This window comes from Xanthomonas sontii (assembly GCF_040529055.1).
Classification (GTDB): domain Bacteria; phylum Pseudomonadota; class Gammaproteobacteria; order Xanthomonadales; family Xanthomonadaceae; genus Xanthomonas_A; species Xanthomonas_A sontii.
The window spans coordinates 2,754,047-2,772,678 of record NZ_CP132342.1; the positions used below are offsets into that span (position 1 = coordinate 2,754,047).

General features: G+C 68.8%; 16 protein-coding genes and 1 tRNA gene. All 17 read left to right on the plus strand.

Features of this window, described 5'->3' with window-relative positions:
* The first annotated feature begins 144 nt into the window (after positions 1 to 144).
* Positions 145 to 1,140, plus strand: coding sequence for a phenylalanine--tRNA ligase subunit alpha (gene pheS, locus RAB70_RS11600; protein WP_010342858.1), 996 nt, complete (start codon positions 145 to 147; stop codon positions 1,138 to 1,140).
* A 131-nt stretch (positions 1,141 to 1,271) separates the two neighbouring features.
* Positions 1,272 to 3,650 (plus strand): phenylalanine--tRNA ligase subunit beta, encoded by a 2,379-nt coding sequence (pheT, locus tag RAB70_RS11605; protein ID WP_148829268.1) that lies wholly within the window; start codon positions 1,272 to 1,274, stop codon positions 3,648 to 3,650.
* 23 nt (positions 3,651 to 3,673) lie between these two features.
* Positions 3,674 to 3,973 carry an integration host factor subunit alpha gene (locus RAB70_RS11610; protein ID WP_003466661.1) on the plus strand — a complete coding sequence of 100 codons (300 nt, stop codon included), beginning with the start codon at positions 3,674 to 3,676 and terminating at the stop codon, positions 3,971 to 3,973.
* A complete protein-coding gene (locus tag RAB70_RS11615) occupies positions 3,954 to 4,310 on the plus strand; it encodes a MerR family transcriptional regulator (protein WP_009597860.1) in 357 nt (118 codons plus the stop codon). Before RAB70_RS11610 ends, RAB70_RS11615 begins: the two co-directional genes overlap by 20 nt.
* A 103-nt stretch (positions 4,311 to 4,413) precedes the next feature.
* A tRNA-Pro gene (locus tag RAB70_RS11620) sits at positions 4,414 to 4,490 on the plus strand.
* 570 nt (positions 4,491 to 5,060) lie between these two features.
* Positions 5,061 to 5,753, plus strand: coding sequence for a polysaccharide biosynthesis/export family protein (locus RAB70_RS11625; protein ID WP_026143621.1), 693 nt, complete (start codon positions 5,061 to 5,063; stop codon positions 5,751 to 5,753).
* A complete protein-coding gene (locus tag RAB70_RS11630) occupies positions 5,750 to 7,186 on the plus strand; it encodes a GumC family protein (protein ID WP_148829267.1) in 1,437 nt (478 codons plus the stop codon). Before RAB70_RS11625 ends, RAB70_RS11630 begins: the two co-directional genes overlap by 4 nt.
* Before the next feature lie 309 nt (positions 7,187 to 7,495).
* Positions 7,496 to 8,956, plus strand: coding sequence for an undecaprenyl-phosphate glucose phosphotransferase (locus RAB70_RS11635; protein WP_148829266.1), 1,461 nt, complete (start codon positions 7,496 to 7,498; stop codon positions 8,954 to 8,956).
* A 178-nt stretch (positions 8,957 to 9,134) separates the two neighbouring features.
* Positions 9,135 to 10,406, plus strand: coding sequence for a polysaccharide biosynthesis protein GumE (locus RAB70_RS11640; protein WP_148829265.1), 1,272 nt, complete (start codon positions 9,135 to 9,137; stop codon positions 10,404 to 10,406).
* Entirely contained in the window at positions 10,403 to 11,500 is a 1,098-nt protein-coding gene (locus RAB70_RS11645; protein WP_148829264.1) for an acyltransferase family protein, read from the plus strand. The genes RAB70_RS11640 and RAB70_RS11645 overlap by 4 nt, the downstream gene beginning before the upstream one ends.
* 43 nt (positions 11,501 to 11,543) lie before the next feature.
* Positions 11,544 to 12,677: a glycosyltransferase family 4 protein gene (locus tag RAB70_RS11650; RefSeq protein WP_148829263.1), complete on the plus strand. Its 1,134-nt coding sequence runs from the start codon at positions 11,544 to 11,546 to the stop codon at positions 12,675 to 12,677.
* Complete coding sequence (locus RAB70_RS11655) at positions 12,674 to 13,723, plus strand: GDP-mannose--glycolipid 4-beta-D-mannosyltransferase (protein ID WP_148829262.1); 1,050 nt, start codon at positions 12,674 to 12,676, stop codon at positions 13,721 to 13,723. Before RAB70_RS11650 ends, RAB70_RS11655 begins: the two co-directional genes overlap by 4 nt.
* The gene (locus RAB70_RS11660; RefSeq protein WP_148829261.1) at positions 13,720 to 15,222 is read left to right on the plus strand and encodes a lipopolysaccharide biosynthesis protein; all 1,503 of its coding nucleotides are present in this window, start codon (positions 13,720 to 13,722) and stop codon (positions 15,220 to 15,222) included. The genes RAB70_RS11655 and RAB70_RS11660 overlap by 4 nt, the downstream gene beginning before the upstream one ends.
* A gap of 52 nt (positions 15,223 to 15,274) precedes the next feature.
* The gene (locus tag RAB70_RS11665) at positions 15,275 to 16,462 is read left to right on the plus strand and encodes a glycosyltransferase (protein WP_148829260.1); all 1,188 of its coding nucleotides are present in this window, start codon (positions 15,275 to 15,277) and stop codon (positions 16,460 to 16,462) included.
* A gap of 51 nt (positions 16,463 to 16,513) precedes the next feature.
* Positions 16,514 to 17,305: a polysaccharide pyruvyl transferase family protein gene (locus RAB70_RS11670; RefSeq protein WP_017910240.1), complete on the plus strand. Its 792-nt coding sequence runs from the start codon at positions 16,514 to 16,516 to the stop codon at positions 17,303 to 17,305.
* Positions 17,292 to 18,083, plus strand: coding sequence for a WecB/TagA/CpsF family glycosyltransferase (locus RAB70_RS11675; protein WP_148829259.1), 792 nt, complete (start codon positions 17,292 to 17,294; stop codon positions 18,081 to 18,083). Before RAB70_RS11670 ends, RAB70_RS11675 begins: the two co-directional genes overlap by 14 nt.
* A 74-nt stretch (positions 18,084 to 18,157) precedes the next feature.
* The gene (locus tag RAB70_RS11680) at positions 18,158 to 18,628 is read left to right on the plus strand and encodes a cupin domain-containing protein (protein WP_148829258.1); all 471 of its coding nucleotides are present in this window, start codon (positions 18,158 to 18,160) and stop codon (positions 18,626 to 18,628) included.
* The last annotated feature ends 4 nt before the right edge of the window (positions 18,629 to 18,632 follow it).

Consider the following 18,632-nt stretch of genomic DNA (forward strand, 5'->3'; position numbering starts at 1 on the left):
CAGGCATGCAGGGGAAGGGCGCAAGTCCTTCCCCTTTTGCGTTTTTGGGCACCCCGGCGACGGGGCGCCTGCCGGGTAGGGAGGTTCCGCATCGGCGGGACACGGTGGCCACGGGTTCGGCCGGAGCAGTGAGGCGCGAGTGCAATGAGTGAGATCGATTCCCTGAGCGGGCAGGCGCTGGCGGACATCGCCGCGGCGCAGAGTCCGGAGGCGCTGGAGCAACTGCGGGTCGCGCTGCTCGGCAAGAGCGGCAGCATCACCGCCCAGCTCAAGCAGCTCGGCGCGCTGGCGCCGGAGCAGCGCAAGCTGGCCGGCGAGGCGATCAACCGCGCACGCGACACGGTGTCCGCCGCGCTGGCCGAGCGCCGCACGCTGCTGGAAACCGCGGCGCTGGACGCGCGCCTGGCCGCCGAGCGCATCGACGTGACCCTGCCGGGCCGGCGCGGCGAACGCGGCGGGCTGCATCCGGTCACCCGTACCCTGGAGCGCATCACCGAGATCTTCGCCCGACTGGGCTACGAGCTGTCCGACGGCCCCGAGATCGAGGACGACTGGCACAACTTCGAGGCGTTGAACTTCCCGCCGCACCACCCGGCGCGGGCGATGCACGACACCTTCTATTTCGGCGACGGCCGCCTGCTGCGCACTCACACCTCGGGTGTGCAGGTGCGCTACATGGGGGAACATGCGCCGCCGCTGCGCATGATCGCCGCCGGCAAGGTCTACCGCAGCGACAGCGACCAGACCCATTCGCCGATGTTCCACCAGGTCGAAGGCCTGCTGGTCGACGAGCACGCGACCTTCGCTGATCTCAAGGGCACCCTGGCCGAGTTCGTGCGCGCGTTCTTCGAGCGCGATTTCCAGATGCGCTTCCGTCCCAGCTACTTCCCCTTCGTCGAGCCCGGCGCAGAGGTCGACATCGCCTGGCAGCAGCCCGACGGCAGCACCCGCTGGCTGGAAGTGCTCGGCTGCGGCATGGTGCACCCGAACGTGCTGCGCAACGTCGGCATCGACCCGGAGCGCTACACCGGCTTCGCCTTCGGCATGGGGGTGGAGCGCTTCGCGATGCTGCGCTACGGCGTCAACGACCTGCGCGCCTTCTTCGAGAACGACGTGCGGTTCCTGCGGCAGTTTGCTTGAGGCTGGGAGTCGGGAAACGGGAATCGGGAATGGGCAAAGCAACGCAAAGGCTCGTTTCCCCTCTCCGTTTCCGTTCCTAGTAGACCGCGTCTTCGATTCCCCATTCTCCATTCCCGATTCCCGGCCCTTCCATGAAATTCAGCGAAAACTGGCTGCGCAGCCACGTTCCGACCCAGGCCACGCGTGAGCAGCTCACGGCGACCCTGACCGCCATCGGCCTGGAGGTCGAGGAGGTCGTGCCGCTCGGCGACGGCCTGCAGCAGGTGGTGGTGGCGCGGATCGTCGAGGCTGCGCCGCATCCCGAGGCCGACCGGCTGCAGGTGTGCCGGGTCGATGCCGGGCAGGGCGAGCTGCTGCAGATCGTCTGCGGTGCGCCCAATGCGCGCGCGGGTCTGGTCGCGCCGCTGGCGCTGGTCGGGGCGCAGGTCGGCGGCATCGCGATCAAGCCGGCCAAGCTGCGCGGCGTCGCGTCCAACGGCATGCTGTGCTCGGCCAAGGAGCTGGGCCTGGACAGCGACGCGTCCGGCCTGTTCGAACTGCCCGACGATGCGCCGATCGGCCAGGCGCTGATCGAGTATCTGGGCCTGCCCGACGCCAGCATCGAGATCAAGCTCACCCCCAACCGTGCCGACTGCTTCGGCGTGCGCGGCATCGCCTACGACGTGGCCGCGGCATGCGGCAGCGACGTGCTGCCGTTGGCGGTGACGCCGGCCGCGGTGAGCAGCGAGCGCACGCTGCCGGTCGCGCTGGACGCGGGCGCCGACGCGCCGCGTTATTGCGGCCGCGTGGTCGAGGACCTGGATCCGGCGGCGAAGACGCCGCTGTGGATGGCCGAGCGCCTGCGCCGCAGCGGCGTGCGTCCGCTGTCGCTGCTGGTGGACATCACCCAGTACGTGATGCTGGAACTGGGCCAGCCGATGCATGCGTTCGACCTCGACACGTTGCAGGGCCCGATCGGCGTGCGCCACGCGCGCGGCGGCGAGACCCTGACCCTGCTCGATGGCCGCGAGGCCGCGCTGGATTCGGCGTTCCTGCTGATCACCGATGCCGATCGGCCGGTGGCGCTGGCCGGGCTGATGGGCGGCCACGCCACCCGCGTGACCGAGACCACCCGCCACGTGTTCCTGGAGGCCGCGCATTTCGCGCCGGCCGCGATCATGGGCCGCGGGCGCAAGCTCGGCCTGCACACCGATGCCGGTCACCGCTTCGAGCGCGGCGTGGATCCGGCGCTGCCGCGGCAGGCGCTGGAGCTGGCGACGCGGCTGGTGCTGGAGCTGGCCGGCGGGCGCGCCGGCCCGGTGGTCGAGGCCGCCTTGCCCGAATTCCTGCCGGCGCCGGCACCGATCGCGCTGCGCCGCGCGCGCATCCTGCGCGTGCTCGGCATCGAGATCGCCGACGCCGACGTCGAGCGCATCCTGCGCGCGCTGGGCATGGACGTGGTCGCCTCGGCCGACGGCTGGCAGGTCACCGCGCCGAGTCGCCGCTTCGACATCGCCATCGAAGAGGATCTGATCGAGGAGCTGGCGCGCATCCACGGCTACGACCGCCTGCCGACCACCTTGCCCGGCGGCGCCACGCGCATCGCCATGGACAGCGAGACCCAACTGGACGAGCGCAGCGTGCGTCGCCAGTTGCTGGCGCGCGATCTGCTGGAAACCATCAACTACGCCTTCGTCGATGCTGCGCTGCTGGACCAGTGGGGCCTGCACGACGGGCGCGTGGCCCTGGCCAATCCGCTCAGCGCCGAACTGGCGGTGATGCGTCCGTCGCTGCTGCCGGGGCTGGTCGCCGCGCTGGGCCGCAACGCCGCGCGCCAGGCCGGGCGCGTGCGCCTGTTCGAACTGGGCAAGGTGTTCGCCGCGGCGGCGGAAGCCGGTGCCGCGCCGACCGAGACCCAGCGGGTGGCGGCCGCGGTGTGCGGCGATGCCGACGCCCTGCAGTGGGGCCTGCCGGCGCGCAAGGTCGATTTCCACGACCTCAAGGGCGACCTGGACGCCTTGGCCGCAGCCTCCGGCGCACGCCTGGACTACCGGCCGTCGGCGCACCCGTTCGCGCATCCGACCCGATCGGCCGACGTCTATCGCGACGACGTGCGGATCGGCTGGATCGGCCAACTGCATCCGCGGCTGCTGCAGGCGATGCAGATCGACGTCGATGTGCTGGCGTTCGAGCTGGACCTGGCGCCGCTGGCCGCGCGTGCCCTGCCGCGCGCCGCCGAGCTGTCGCGGTTCCCGTCGGTGCGTCGCGACCTGGCGGTCGTGGTGCCGGACGCGGTGAGTTGGGCGGCGCTGGCGCGCAGCGTGCGCGCGGCGGTGGGGCCCTTGCTGCGCGAGGTCGTGCTGTTCGACCGCTACGTCGGCGCGGGGGTCGAGGCTGGTTGCAAGAGTCTCGCTATGGGCTTGATTTTGCAGGACAACACGCGCACTCTGACAGACCGCGACGTGGAGGCGGTGGTCGCCGATGCGGTGGCCGCGCTGGCGCGGGAACACGACGCGCGGATGCGTGGTTGAGAAGGACAGGGGATAGCAGGGCGATGGCGTTGACCAAAGCGGAAATGGCCGAGCGGTTGTTCGACGAAGTCGGGCTGAACAAGCGCGAGGCCAAGGAATTCGTCGATGCGTTCTTCGACGTGCTGCGCGATGCGCTCGAGCAGGGGCGGCAGGTGAAGCTGTCCGGTTTCGGCAACTTCGACCTGCGCCGCAAGAACCAACGGCCCGGCCGCAATCCCAAGACCGGCGAAGAGATCCCGATTTCGGCGCGGACGGTGGTGACCTTCCGCCCCGGACAGAAGCTCAAGGAGCGAGTGGAGGCATATGCTGGACCCGGGCAGTAACCGCGAACTTCCGCCGATTCCGGCCAAGCGCTACTTCACCATCGGTGAGGTCAGCGAGCTGTGCGACGTCAAGCCGCATGTGCTGCGCTACTGGGAGACCGAATTCCCCAGCCTGGAACCGGTCAAGCGGCGCGGCAACCGGCGCTACTACCAGCGCCACGACGTGCTGATGGTGCGGCAGATCCGTAGCCTGCTGTACGAACAGGGCTATACCATCGGCGGCGCACGCCTGCGCCTGGAAGGCGAGGGTGCCCGCCAGGAATCGGCGCTGAGCAATCAGATCATCAAGCAGGTGCGGCAGGAGCTGGAAGAAGTCCTGCAGTTGCTGCGGCGGTGAGCCACGGCGGCGCTGCTGCCGCTAGGAATGGCCGCGGCAAACCCGCTATAATCGCCAGCTCGCCGCAAGGCGGGTCCGCCATGACGGCGGAGACGCAACACACCGGGGTATAGCGCAGCCTGGTAGCGCACTAGTCTGGGGGACTAGTGGTCGTCGGTTCGAATCCGGCTACCCCGACCATCTTTCGAAGGCCCATGTCCGCGACATGGGCCTTTTTGTTTGGGCGCGTCGGATCGGCGGCGCGCGTATGGCCGATGTGGGGAATGGGGTGCCCGCCGGGATGGCAATGCGTGTCGGTATCGCGACATAGGGCGATCTGTATCGGCGCAGGGAGGCTGGCGCGTCGCCGTAGACAAAATGCGCGGGATTGCGCTGTCCCGCGACGAGCTCGTCGCCCCACCAGAGCGGAAAGCCCCGTGGGAACTGAGAGCTACGCAGCGTCAATGCATTGACATTGATCACGTTAACATCGCGTCGATGGAGCGTTCACGGGTCCTTGCTACGCTGAATAGCCGGACATGTAGTTGAACCCTCGCGTTACTGCGTCAAAAAAATGTCGGGTAACGCCTTGGTGGCGGCAGATGCCTGTGCCATAGTGCGTTGCAACACGAAGCTTCGCTGTTGGCCAGGGCCGTTCGTCCCAGGCAGGAATTGACACCGCAATCATCCTCCGACCGGGAACGGAACCCTGGCCGGCTGGGGGAGTGCGGCGCTTCGAAAACCAATCGACAGAGGGCATCAGCATCGCGCATGGGTAAACTTTCCGTGACCTTCCACTGGGCGCTGGCCCTGTTCTGCCTGGGGCTGCTGTCTGCATGCAGCAGCGGGCCGGCGATGCGTACCGACCTGCCGGCGGGCGATCCGCTTGCCGCTTCAATGGGCAAGCCGGAATACCTGCTCGGCCCGGGCGACCTGCTGACGGTCAAGGTGTTCCAGGTCGATGACCTGGAACGGCAGGTGCGGGTCGACAACGAGGGCCGCATCTCGCTGCCGCTGATCGGCGACGTGAAGGCCGCCGGCTCCAGCGTCAATGCGCTGCAGAAGGAGATCGCCGACCGCTACCGCAACGGCTATCTGCAGAACCCGCAGGTGTCGGTGCTGGTCGACGAGTTCACCGGCAACCGGGTCACGGTCACCGGTGCGGTCAGCGAGCCGGGCATCTATCCCATCCAGGGCTCCGCCTTGACCCTGCAGCAGGCGCTGTCGTTGGGCAAGGGCGTCAGCGACGTGGCCAGCCGCGGCAATGTGGTGGTGTTCCGCACCGTCGGTGGACAGAAGATGCTGGCGCGTTTCGATCTGCGCGAGATCCAGAAGGGCGCCGCGCCCGATCCGGCGATCTACGGCGGCGACATCGTGGTGGTGTACCGCTCCGATGCGCTGGTGTTGCTGCGCACCGTGGTGCAGCTGACCCCGTTCGTGATGGTCTGGAGGGCCTACCGATGAGCGCCTCCACCTTGCCTCCCGCTTCCGCGCCGCACCCGCGTCCTGTGGGTGCCCCGCTGAGCCCGGCCGACATCGGCCTGCTGGATTACTGGAATGCGCTGTACCGGCAGCGTTGGCTGATCATCGGCATCACCGGGGCAGTCGTCCTGCTGGCGTTGCTGGTCCTCCTGCTGATGACGCCCAAGTACCGCGCCACCAGCGTGCTGCAGATCGAGCGCGAATCGCTCAACGTCGCCAACGTCGCCAACCTGATGCCGGTTGAATCGCCGCAGGATCGCGACTTCTACCAGACCCAGTACGAACTGCTCGGCAGCCGGTCGCTGGCGCGGCAGGTGATCCGCGAGGCCAAGTTGACCGAGGCGCCGGCGTTCAAGCCGCTGGTCGACGAAGCCCTGGAGAAGCTGCAGGACAACGGCGACGGGCGCGCGCCGACGCCGCAGGCGCGTGCCGCCGCGGCAGAGAACGCGCTGGTCGGCCCGGTGCTGGATGCGTTGACCATCGAGCCGGTCCGCGACTCGCGCCTGGTGCGGATCAACTTCGATTCGCCCGACCGCGTGCTGGCCACGCGCGTGGCCAACACCTACGCCAAGATGTTCATCGCCTCGACCCAGGAACGCCGGCTGCAGGCGTCCTCGTTCGCCGCGCGCTACCTGTCTGACCGCCTGGCGCAGCTGCGCGACAAGGTCGAGGAGTCGGAGAAGAACGCGGTCGACTATTCCAGCCAGGAACAGATCGTGTCGATGGGCGAGGACAAGCCCTCGCTGCCGACGCAGAACATGAGCGAACTGAATGTGCGCCTGGCCGCGGCGCAGGACGCGCGGATCAAGGCCGAGGCGGCCTGGCGCCAGGCCGGCATCGGCGACGGCATGGGCCTGCCGCAGGTGGTCAGCAACCCGTTGATCCAGAATCTGCGCGCCGAGCAGGCCAAGATGACCGCCGACTACCAGCAGAAGCTGGCGACGTTCCAGCCCGGCTACCCGGAGATGCAGCGCCTGCAGAACCAGATCGCCGAGACCAAGCGCCAGATCGCCGACGAGGTCGCCAACATCCGCAGCGCGTTGAAGAACGACTATGAATCGGCGCGTCAGCAGGAAACCCTGCTGGCCGACCGCATCGCCGCGCTGAAGAACGACGAACTGGACCTGCAGACCCGCAGCATCCGCTACACCATGCTGCGCCGCGAGGCCGACACCAACCGCCAGCTCTACGACGCGCTGCTGCAGCGCTACAAGGAGATCGGCGTGGTCGGCAACGTGGGCACCAACAACATTTCGATCGTCGACCGCGCCGATGTGCCGGGCAAGCCGAGTTCGCCGAAGAAGCTGCTCGGCCTGGCGCTGGCCTTCGTGTTCGGCCTGTTCCTGGCGGTGGCGGTGGCGCTGGTGCGCTACTTCATCCGCGAGGCCGAAGCCGCGGCGGCGGCATCGGCGTGATGTCGCGGTGTCATGGCGCGCCGCACCGCGCGAGGCGCGGGTGCGTGCCGCACCGCACACAACGGCATCGGTTCGACGCACAGTCTTCAGTGAGGTGATACGTGGTTCAGCTAGGCAATGAGGTGCTCCATTATTTTCCAGCGCGGTTGTACGAAGACGTTGTTCTGTTGAAGTAATCACGGGCTGCCGTGGACCTGGGGTCGGCGAGGGAGGCGCCGCAGCGGTCCACAGGCAGGCGAAATCGAGGCCCGGCGGCGTCGCATGTTCCCCCGCATGCCGATCGACCGGGTTTGGATAGGAATCCCGATCATGCTTTTGGCAGACCTGAGTAGCGCCACCTATACGACCTCCTCGCCGCGCATGTTGTCCAAGTACGCGGCCGCGGCAGACATCCTGTTGCGCGTGTCCGACCTGACCGTCATGGTCGGCGGCGCGTTGCTCACCCACCGGTTGCTGTTCGGCACCTGGATGCCGGAACCGGCCTACCGGGTGGCGATCGGCACCACGCTGCTGTACGCGGTGATCTGCTTCGCGCTGTTCCCGCTGTACCGCAGCTGGCGCGGGCGCGGCCTGCTGCGCGAGATGATGGTGTTGAGCCTGGCCTGTGGCGGCGTGTTCGCCCTGTTCGCCATGCATGCCTTCGTGGTGCAGTTCGGCCAGCAGGTCTCGCGGCTGTGGATCGGCACTTGGTTCGTCACCAGCCTGGCGACGTTGCTGCTCTCGCGCACGCTGGTGCGCGGCGTGCTCAACCGGCTGCGCTCGGAAGGCGTGGACGTGCAGCGCGTGGTGGTGGTGGGTCTGCGCCATCCGGTGGTGAAGATCCACAACTACCTGAGCCGCAATCCCTGGGTGGGCATGCAGGTGGTGGGCTACTTCAGCAGCGACTACGACCTGTCGGTGGCCGACCATCCGCAGAAGCTGCAGTGCCTGGGCGAGGGCACCGCCGACGCGCTGATCGACTACCTCGACGACCACCAGGTCGAGCAGGTGTGGATCTCGTTGCCGCTGGGCGAGCGCGACCACATCAAGCAGCTCCTGCAACGCATGGACCGCTATCCGATCCAGGTCCGGCTGATTCCCGATCTGTTCGACTTCGGCATGCTCAACCAGTCCGGCGACCAGATCGGCAATGTGCCGGTGATCAACCTGCGCCAGGGCGGCGTGGACCGCAACACTTACTTCGTGGTCGCCAAGGCGCTGCAGGACAAGCTGGTGGCCCTGGCCGCACTGGCCGTGCTGTGGCCGCTGATGCTGGCGATCGCGGTGGGCGTGAAGCTGAGCTCGCCGGGTCCGGTGTTCTTCCGCCAGCGCCGCCACGGCCTGGGCGGGCGCGAGTTCTACATGTACAAGTTCCGTTCCATGCGCGTGCAGCAGGAGCCCAGCGACGTGGTGGTGCAGGCCACGCGCGGCGACAGCCGGGTGACCCGCTTCGGCGCGTTCCTGCGCCGCACCAGCCTGGACGAACTGCCGCAGCTGTTCAACGTGCTCGGCGGCAGCATGTCTGTGGTGGGGCCGCGTCCGCACGCGGCGCAGCACAACACCCACTACGAAAAGCTGATCCACCATTACATGCAGCGGCACTACGTCAAGCCGGGGATCACCGGCTGGGCGCAGGTGAACGGCTTCCGCGGCGAGACGCCGGAACTGCGCACGATGAAGAAGCGCATCCAGTACGACCTGGACTACATCCGCCGCTGGTCGTTGTGGCTGGACACGCGGATCATCGTGCTGACCGCGTTCAAGGTGCTCGGGCAGAAGACCGCCTACTGATGCGCCCGATGCGTCTTCTTCCCGTCGACCGTGAACAGCGCCGGCGCCGCCTCCGCGTCGCCGTCGTTCCCGTGCTGCCTGCGTCGAATGACGTGGCGCGCGACACGTTTCTGCCGCGCGTGACGGCAGCCGATGGCCGCGTTGGCGTGCAACGCGCCGCCGCCGCAGCGAGGTGCGCATGCTGAGCGTGCCGGACATGCCGCTGCGCGAGCAGCGCCGCAACCTGCTGATCGAGCTGGTGCTGCTGTTCGCCGTCGGCTACAACTTCGTGCTGGCGGTGATCAACGCGAAGGTGTTCCGGGTCAGCCCGGCGATGACCTACGCGGTGGAGCTGGCGGTGTACGCCGCCTGCTTCCTGCTCGGCCTGCGCGCGCTGGACCGCAAGCGCATGGCGATGGTGTTCACCGGCATCGCGCTGCTGGCGCTGCTGATGCTGGTGCGCCTGTTCATGGCGTGGACGCTGGATCCGAAGTTCTTCCGCGATGCGCTGATCCCGTTCGCCTTCCTGATGCTCGGCGCGGCGTATACCGGCTCGCTGCCGCGCATGTTCGTGCGCATGGCGCTGCTGGTGTCGCTGGTGGCGGTGTTCGAACTGGCCCTGCCCAAGGTCTACGGCGACGTGGTCAACCCCAAGAGCTATTTCGTCAACGCGCGCGGCGCCAGCGCGTCGAGCTTCTGGAATCAGGACAGCAACCTGTTCGTCAGTGCGACACGGCCCGGCGCACGCAACTTCCTGCCGTCCTCGAACCTGCCGCGCGCCTCCTCGGTATTCATCGAGCCGGTGACGATGGGCAACTTCATCATCTTCTTCACCGCGATCCTGCTGACGTTCTGGCGCTGGATGCGGCCGTTGGCGATCGTCGCCTCGGTGGCGATGATCGGCTTCCTGATCGTGGCCTCGGACGGGCGCCTGGCCGCCGGTACCTGCGTGATGATGGCGCTGCTGAGTCCGTTGCTGCTGCGTATGGACCAGCGCCTGGGCTTCTTGATCTTCTTCGCGGTGATGGGCGGAGCGTGGCTGCTGGTGTGGGCCTCCGGCATCCAGAGCTACGAGGACACCACGTTGGGCCGGGTGTTCTTCACCGTCGATTCGATCCGCAGGATGAGCGCCGATGCGTGGATGGGGCTGGACGTGGATCAGCCGTACCGCTACTTCGACAGCGGCATCGCCTACTTCATCTCCTCGCAGTCGGTGCTGCTGGTGCTGGCGTTTCTGCTGGCGTACTCGTTCGCGATGCTGATGCGCACCATCGAAGGGCAGCTGTTCAAGAACCTGCTGATCTTCGCCTTCTCGCTGAGCCTGCTGGTCTCCAACGGCTACTTCTCGATCAAGACTGCGGCGCTGTGGTGGTTCGTGTGCGGCTGCCTGTGGCAGATGGCGCCGCGCCTGCGCGAGTCAGCCGCAGTGCCTGCGGCGCCGGCTCCCCGTATCCCGGCGGTGCCGGCATGAGCGCGCCCGCCACGGCCGTCTCCGCGTCCGTGCCGGCGCAGGGGCGTAGCGCATGGGCGAGCGCGCCGCGCGACATGCGCATCGATGCGGCCAAGGCGATCGCGATCCTGCTGGTGGTGTTCGGCCATGCCAAGGGCATTCCGCACGCCTACGTGATCCTGGCCTACAGCTTCCACGTGCCGATGTTCTTCCTGTTGTCGGGCTGGGTCGGCGAGGCCTTCGGCAATCGCCCGCTGAGCCTGGCCACGGTCGGCAAGCTGGCGCGCAGCCTGTTGTTGCCCTATGTGGCGTTCTTCTTCGTTGCCTACGCGTACTGGATGCTGACCCGGCACATCGGCAGCAAGGCGCAACTGTGGGGCGACCGGCCGTGGTGGGAGCCGCTGCTGGGCCTGGTCAGCGGCATCGGGCCCAAGCTCTACGTGATGCCCGCGCTGTGGTTCCTGCCGGCGCTGTTCGTGACCACGCTGGCCTATCTGGCGCTGCGTCGTACGCTGTCGTTGCAGGTGCTGGCCGGGCTTTCGTTGCCGCTGGCCTGGGGCTGGGCGTGCTGGTTCCCGGGGCAGGACATGCGCCTGCCGTTCTCGCTGGACGTGCTGCCGGTGGCGTTGTGCTTCTTCGCGATCGGCGCGCTCGCCGCGACGCGGGCGCAGTGGTGGCCGGCACGGCCGGCCGGCAATGCGCTGGCGGCGGTGCTGCTGGGCGCGGCCTGGTTCGCGATCGCCTGGCACAACGGCCGCGTCGACGTGAACATGCTCAAGTTCGGCGATTCCCCGCTGGGGTTCCTGGCCGCCAGCCTGCTCGGCAGCGCCATGGCCTTGTGCGTCGCCGGGCTGGTGCAGCATTGGGGCTGGCTGCAGTGGATCGGACGCAACACCTTGCTGATCCTGTGCACGCATACCTTGTTGTTCTCGGTGATGGCCGGCGTCGCCGCCCGTACCGGCCTGGTCCGCGGCGACGCCTGGGGACCGGCCTGGGCGGTGTCGGTGAGTGTGCTGGCGGTACTGGCCAGCGTGCCGATCCGCGTGGTGCTGGTGCGGATCGCGCCGTGGATGATCGGTGTGCGCCGCAGTGCGGTCGCGGGAGCGACGGCATGACGGCGGCGCTGCGGGCCGCGCACGGGCGCGACGGAGGCCGGGCATGAAGGTGGTGCATGTGGTGCGCCAGTTCCATCCGTCGGTCGGCGGCATGGAGGAGGTGGTGCTGAATATCGCGCGCCGCCATCTGCAGCAGGGCCGCGACCAGGTCGAAGTGGTGAGCCTGGAGCGGGTGTTCACCGATCCGCGGCAGCGTCTGGCGCCGCACGACAGCCACCAGGGCGTGCCGATCGTGCGCTTGCCGTACCGCGGTTCCTCGCGCTACCCGCTGGCGCCGTCGGTGCTGTCGGCGGTGCGCGGCGCGGATCTGCTGCACGTGCACGGCATCGATTTCTTCTACGACTTCCTGGCCCTGACCCGGCCGCTGCACCGTGTGCCGATGATCGTGTCCACCCATGGCGGTTTCTTCCATACCACCTATGCCTCGCGCCTGAAGATGCTCTGGTTCAAGACCCTCACCCGCGCCTCGGCGCTCGCCTATGCGCGGGTGGTGGCGACCAGCGAGAACGATGGCCGGCTGTTCTCGCAGGTGGTCGCGCCGCAGCGGCTGCGGGTGATCGAGAACGGGGTGGACGTGGACAAGTTCGCCGGGCAGGGCAGCGTCACGCCCGGACGCACGCTGATCTACTTCGGGCGCTGGTCGGTTAACAAGGGCCTGCTGGAGACCCTGGACCTGGTGCGCGCGCTGGCCGCACAGGATCCGGCCTGGCAGTTGATCGTGGCCGGGCGCGAATACGACTTCAGCATGGCCGACCTGCAGCAGGCGATCGCCGAGCGCGGCCTGCAGCAGCGGGTGCGCCTGCAGGTGGCGCCGACCCAGGCGCAACTGGCGCAGTTGCTCGGCAGCGCGCAGTACTTCGTTTGCCTGTCGCGGCACGAGGGGTTCGGCCTGGCCGCGGTGGAGGCGATGAGCGCGGGGCTGCTGCCGATCCTCAGCGACATCCCGCCGTTTGCGCGCCTGCACCGCGAGTCGGGGCAGGGCGTGCTGGTCGACCCGGCCGATGCGCAGACAGCCGCGGCCACCGTTCGTGCCTTCGCCGCCGGCACCGATGCGGACTTCGCCGCGCAGCGCGCAGCGGCGATGGCCTACGCGCATCGCTACGACTGGGATCGCGTGGTCGGCGCCTATCTGGACGAATACCGCCTGGCGCTGGGCGGCGCGGAGGGCGGCCGATGAGCGGCGAAAGCCAGCGCCATGGCACGTCGCAGCAGGCCGCGCCGGCGGTCACCGTGCTGCTGTCCACCGAGCGCCCGAACGCGACCACCAATCCCTATCTGACCCAGCTCTACGCGGCGTTGCCGCCGCAGGTGCAACTGCGCTTCTTCTCGATGCGCGCGGCGCTGCTGTCGCGCTACGACGTGCTGCACCTGCACTGGCCGGAATACCTGCTGCGGCATCGCACGGCGCTCGGCACGCTGGCCAAGCAGCTCTGTGTCGCCGTTCTGTTGTTGCGCCTGCGCCTGGCCGGTATACCGCTGGTGCGCACCCTGCACAACGTGGCGCCGCACGAGGACAAGGGCTGGCGCGAACGCCTGCTGCTGCGCTGGATCGACCGCCAGACCGCGCGCTGGATCCGCATCAATGCGACCACGCCCGCACGCACGCCGGCCACCGACACCATCCTGCACGGCCATTATTGCGACTGGTACGCGCCGCTGCCGCAACCGCCGCGCGTCCCCGGACGCCTGCTGCACTTCGGGCTACTGCGCCCGTACAAGGGCGTGGAGACGCTGATCGCGACGTTCGGCGCATTGCCCGATCCCCAACTCAGCCTGCGCATCGCCGGCAATCCGATCGATGCGCAGATCCGCGGCGTGGTCGAGCGCGCCTGCGCCGAGGACCCGCGGATCAGTGCACGCCTGCAGTATGTGGAGGACGCGGTGCTCGCGCAGGAGATCGGCGAGGCCGAATTGGTGGTGCTGCCGTACCGGCAGATGCACAACTCCGGCACCCTGCTGCTGGCGCTGTCGCTGGCGCGCCCGGTGCTGGCGCCGTGGAGCGAGGCCAATGCCGCCATCGCCGACGAAGTCGGCGCGCAGTGGGTGCAGCTGTACCAGGGCGAGCTGGATACGGCGCAACTGGCGCAGGCCCTGGCGCAGGCGCAGCAGGTGCCCGCCGATGCCGTGCCGGACCTGTCGCGGCGCGACTGGAACGGCATCGGCCTGCAGCACTACCGCAGCTATCTGCAGGCGCTGACCGCGCGTCGCGGGGAGGACGCATGAGCAGCGCCGAGACCCCGCGGCCGGCAGCGCCGCAGCCCGGACTGGGCGCGCGCGCCGCTGGCGGCGCGGCGGTGACCATGGCCGGGCAACTGGCCAAGATGGTGGTGCAGTTCGGCGGCATCATTCTGCTGGCGCGGCTGCTGACGCCCTACGACTACGGCCTGATGGCGATGGTGACGGCGATCGTCGGCATGGCCGAGATCCTGCGCGACTTCGGCCTGTCCTCGGCGGCGATCCAGGCCAAGCACGTCAGCCGCGAGCAGCGCGACAACCTGTTCTGGATCAACAGCGGCATCGGCCTGGCGCTGGCGATCGTGGTGTTCCTGTCCTCGTCGTGGATCGCGCACTTCTACCGCGAGCCGGCCCTGCTCGGCATCTCGCAGGCGCTGGCGGTGACCTTCCTGTTCAACGGCATGACCACGCAGTACCGCGCGCACCTGAGCCGCGCGCTGCGCTTCGGCCAGGTCTCGCTGAGCGACGTCGGCGCGCAGGTGCTGGGCCTGCTGGCCGGCGTCGGCGTGGCCCTGGCCGGCTACGGCTACTGGGCGCTGGTCTGGCAACAGGTGGTGCAGGCGCTGGTCAATCTGCTGATCGCCGGCGCCTGCGCGCGTTGGCTGCCGCGCGGCTACCGGCGCGATGCGCCGATGCGCACCTTCCTCAGCTTCGGCTGGAACCTGATGGCGGCGCAGTTGCTCGGCTACGCCAGCCGCAACGTCGGCCAGGTGATCATCGGCCACCGCATCGGCGCCGAGGCGCTGGGCCTGTACAACCGCGCGTTCCAGCTGCTGATGATGCCGCTGAACCAGATCAACGCACCGGCCACCTCGGTGGCGCTGCCGGTGCTGTCGCAGCTGCAGGACGATCCGCCGCGCTTCGGCAACTTCCTGCTGCGCGGGCAGACGGTGATGGTGCACCTGATCGTCGCGCTGTTCTCCTTCGCCTGCGCGCTGGCGATGCCGTTGATCGTGCTGGTGCTGGGCGAGCAGTGGCGGCCGGCGGTGCCGCTGTTCCAGGTGCTGACGCTCGGCGGCATCTTCCAGACCGCCTCCTACGCCACTTACTGGGTGTTCCTGGCGCTGGGCCTGATGCGTCAGCAACTGGTTTATTCGGTGGTCGGGCGGGTGATGCTGATCGCCTGCATCTTCGCCGGCTCGCTGTGGGGCGTGATGGGCGTGACCGTGGGCTACACGCTGGGCTTGCTGGTGATGTGGCCGCTGTCGGTGATCTGGATCGCGCGCATCGCGCCGCAGATCCCGGCCTGGGAGTTGTTCAACAACGCCTTGCGCGCGGTGCTCGGCTACGGCGTCTGCGGCGTTGCCGCGTACTTCGCCGCACAGCAGTGGGGTGGCGCGTCGTTGTGGCTGCAACTGATCGTCGGCGCGGTGGCGATGGCGCTAGGCTGCCTGCTGGTGTTCGCGCTGTGGCCGGCGTTCCGCCGCGATGTGTTGGCCATCCTGCAGATGCGCACGCTGTTGCGCCAGGCACGGGGAGCGCGATGAGCGTCGGCCGGCCGTGTCTTTCCTTTCCTTCATTCCGCACAGGAGCGAGCGCATGAGCGATTCTTCCGCAGCGGCGCTGCCCGCATCGGCACCGGCCGCGGCCACCAGTGGGCGTGCGCCGTGCTATCTGGTGCTGTCGGCGCACGACTACCGCACGCCGCGTCGCGCCAACATCCACTTCATTGCCGACGAGCTGGCCAAGCGCGGCCCCACGCGGTTCTTCTCGCTGCGCTACAGCCTGCTGTCGCGGCTCAAGGGCGACCTGCGCCTGCCGCTGGACGCGACCGCCAACCAGGTGGTCCGCCACAACGGCGTGGACTGCTATCTGTGGCGCGCGCTGCTGCATCCGTTCAACACCCGGCGGCGCTGGCTGCGGCCGCTGGAAGACCTGATGTTCAAGCTGTACGCGGCGCGCGCGCCGGCCACGCTGATCCGCTGGATGCGCGAGGCCGACGTGATCGTGTTCGAGAGCGGCATCGCGGTGGCCTTCATCGCGCTGGCTGCGCGGATCAACCCGACCGCTCGCAAGGTGTACCGCGCCTCCGACGGCTTGAGCACGATCAACGTCGCCGACTACATCGAGCGCGAGTTCGACCGCGTGGCGCCGAGCCTGGACGTGATCGCGCTGGTGTCGCCGGCGATGGCCGAGGAGGTCGCCAGCCGCCACAACGTGTACCACGTCGGCCACGGCGTGGACCACGACCTGCACACGCTCGGCGACCCCTCGCCGTACGGCGAGGGCATCCATGCGGTGGCGGTGGGCTCGATGCTGTTCGATCCCGATTTCTTCGTCGCCGCCAGCCGCGCCTTTCCGCAGGTCACCTTCCACGTGATCGGCTCGGGCATGGGGCGCGCGCCGGGCTATGGCGACAACGTGGTGGTGTACGGCGAGATGAAGCACGCCGAGACCATCCGCTACATCAAGCACGCCCGCTTCGGCATCGCGCCGTACGCGTCCGAGCAGGTGCCGGCGTATCTGGCCGACAGTTCGATGAAGCTGCTGCAGTACGACTTCTTCGGCCTGCCGGCCGTCTGCCCCAATGCCGTGGTCGGCCGCTATCCGTCGCGCTTCGGCTACACGCCTGGCGACGAGGCGTCGATCATCACCGCGATAGGGCAGGCGCTGCAGGCGCCGCACGTGCGCCATCGGCAGTGCCTGAGCTGGTCCGACACCACCGACCGGGTGCTGGACCCGGCCGCCTACCCGGAGACCCGTCTGTTCGCCGACGGCGTGGCCTGAGTCCACGCCCCGGCTTGTCCGCCGTACCCCCCGCGCAACCAAGGAGGACCGATGTCCGCATTGCAAAAATGGATCGATTACGAAGAGCGCCGGGCGCTGTTCTGGTGGAAGCCGAAGAACGGCGAGATCAACGTCGGCGATCATCTTTCCAAGATCATCGTCTCCAACGTGCTTGGCCAGCGCGACCGCACCTTGCTGGACAAGCGCGACAAGCGCACGCGGCTGATCGCGATCGGCTCGGTGCTGCACTTCGCCCGCGACGGCGACACCGTGTGGGGCAGCGGCGTCAACGGCAAGATTCCCGCCGACCGCCATACCTTCCGCCAGCTCGATGTGCGTGCGGTGCGCGGCCCCAAGACCCGCGCGTTCCTGCGCGAGCGCGGCCTGCAGGTGCCGGAGGTCTACGGCGACCCGGGTCTGCTGATGCCGTTGTTCTTCCCGCGCGAGGCGCTGTTGGCGCCATCGGCACGGCAGCCGTTCCTGGTGGTGCCGCACTTCAACGAACCGTTGGACAAGTATGCGCAGTACAAGGACCACCTGGTGCTGCCGAACCGCCAGCCGGCCGCCTTCGTGCGGCAATTGCTCGGCGCCGACCTGGTCGTGTCCAGTTCCCTGCACGGGCTGATCCTGGCCGAGGCCTACGGCGTGCCGTCGGTGTACCTGGACTGGGGCAACGGCGAGGACCGCTTCAAGTACGACGACTACTACGCCGGCACCGGCCGCGGCCGCTGGCATGCCGGGCACACGGTGGAGGAATGCGTGGCGCTGGGCGGCAATACCGTGTTCGATCTGGCCGCGGTGCAACGCGGCCTGCTGGAGAGCTTTCCGCATGACCTCTGGTGAGCGCGCGACCGGCGAGGTGCTGGCGCTGGGCGGTTATCCGATCCTGCGCAGCACCGAGACCGAGTTCGTTGCCGCGTTGCTGCAGGCGCTGGCGCGCGGCGAGCGCCGCCAGGTGTTCTTCGCCAACACCAACTTCGTGGTGCAGTGCCAGGCCCTGCGTGCGCAACTGGCTGCGCCGGACGTGTGCATCGTCAACGACGGCATCGGCATGGACCTGGGCGCGCTGCTGGTGCACGGTCGCCGCTTCGCCGGCAACCTCAACGGCACCGATCTGATTCCGGCGCTGTGCCGGCAGAGCCCGCGGCCGCTGCGCTTCTTCCTGCTCGGCGGCCGGCCCGGCGTGGCCGACGCCGCGGCGCAGACCTTGCGGCAGACGCTGGGGCAGCAGGTGGTCGGCACCTGCGACGGCTATGCCGAGTTCGCCGCGGCCGGGGACGGGCTGGCCGCGCGCATCAACGCCAGTGGCGCCGACGTGCTGCTGGTGGCGTTCGGCAATCCGCTGCAGGAGCGCTGGGCGCTGCAGCAGGCGGGGCAACTGCAGGTGCCGCTGGCGTTCGGCGTGGGCGCGCTGCTGGACTTCCTGTCCGGCACCGCGCGGCGCGCGCCGGCCTGGGTGCGCCGACTGCGCCTGGAATGGATCTATCGCCTGCTGCGCGAGCCGCGGCGCCTGCTCAAGCGCTACAGCTGGGATCTGCTGGTGTTCTTCGCGCTGTGCCTGCGGCATGGCAGGCGGCTGGGCGCCATGCCGCCTGCACGCGACTCGCTGCGCCCCTCGTGACGTCGAGCGGCCGCCGCCGCGGAAATGGCGCGGCCTGACATCCGCACGGCCGTGCGCCGGATTAGACTGGACGCATGTCCAGCGCCGCCGCCTTCCGAATCGCCGCCTTGGTGCGCGACCTGTCGCTGCTGCCGCACCCGGAGGGCGGACGCTACGCGCGCGTGCATACCTCGGCCCTGGTGGTGCAGCACGAGCAGACGTTGCGCCCGGCCTGCACCGCGATCCGCTTCCTGCTGGCGCAGGGTGAAGTCAGCAATTGGCACCGCATCGATGCCGACGAGACCTGGCAATGGGAAGAGGGCGGTGCTCTGGAACTGCTGGGCTTCGATCCGCAGCATGGCCTGCAGCGCTACCGCCTGGATGCCAGCGAGCGTGGCGGCATGCCGTCGGTGGTGATCGCGGCCGGCACCTGGCAGGCCGCGCGTCCGTTGGCCGACTACTGCCTGGTGCGCTGCGTGGTAGCGCCGGGGTTCCTGTGGGAGCGCTTCGAACTGCTGGCGGACACCGACCCGCTGGCCACGCATCTGCCGAAGCTGGCGGACTGATGCC

Coding starts and splice junctions, on each gene's coding strand:
- pheS (WP_010342858.1), top strand. CDS start 145: ATGAGTGAGATCGATTCCCTGAGCGGGCAGGCGCTGGCGGACATCGCC.
- pheT (WP_148829268.1), top strand. CDS start 1,272: ATGAAATTCAGCGAAAACTGGCTGCGCAGCCACGTTCCGACCCAGGCC.
- RAB70_RS11610 (WP_003466661.1), top strand. CDS start 3,674: ATGGCGTTGACCAAAGCGGAAATGGCCGAGCGGTTGTTCGACGAAGTC.
- RAB70_RS11615 (WP_009597860.1), top strand. CDS start 3,954: ATGCTGGACCCGGGCAGTAACCGCGAACTTCCGCCGATTCCGGCCAAG.
- RAB70_RS11625 (WP_026143621.1), top strand. CDS start 5,061: ATGGGTAAACTTTCCGTGACCTTCCACTGGGCGCTGGCCCTGTTCTGC.
- RAB70_RS11630 (WP_148829267.1), top strand. CDS start 5,750: ATGAGCGCCTCCACCTTGCCTCCCGCTTCCGCGCCGCACCCGCGTCCT.
- RAB70_RS11635 (WP_148829266.1), top strand. CDS start 7,496: ATGCTTTTGGCAGACCTGAGTAGCGCCACCTATACGACCTCCTCGCCG.
- RAB70_RS11640 (WP_148829265.1), top strand. CDS start 9,135: ATGCTGAGCGTGCCGGACATGCCGCTGCGCGAGCAGCGCCGCAACCTG.
- RAB70_RS11645 (WP_148829264.1), top strand. CDS start 10,403: ATGAGCGCGCCCGCCACGGCCGTCTCCGCGTCCGTGCCGGCGCAGGGG.
- RAB70_RS11650 (WP_148829263.1), top strand. CDS start 11,544: ATGAAGGTGGTGCATGTGGTGCGCCAGTTCCATCCGTCGGTCGGCGGC.
- RAB70_RS11655 (WP_148829262.1), top strand. CDS start 12,674: ATGAGCGGCGAAAGCCAGCGCCATGGCACGTCGCAGCAGGCCGCGCCG.
- RAB70_RS11660 (WP_148829261.1), top strand. CDS start 13,720: ATGAGCAGCGCCGAGACCCCGCGGCCGGCAGCGCCGCAGCCCGGACTG.
- RAB70_RS11665 (WP_148829260.1), top strand. CDS start 15,275: ATGAGCGATTCTTCCGCAGCGGCGCTGCCCGCATCGGCACCGGCCGCG.
- RAB70_RS11670 (WP_017910240.1), top strand. CDS start 16,514: ATGTCCGCATTGCAAAAATGGATCGATTACGAAGAGCGCCGGGCGCTG.
- RAB70_RS11675 (WP_148829259.1), top strand. CDS start 17,292: ATGACCTCTGGTGAGCGCGCGACCGGCGAGGTGCTGGCGCTGGGCGGT.
- RAB70_RS11680 (WP_148829258.1), top strand. CDS start 18,158: ATGTCCAGCGCCGCCGCCTTCCGAATCGCCGCCTTGGTGCGCGACCTG.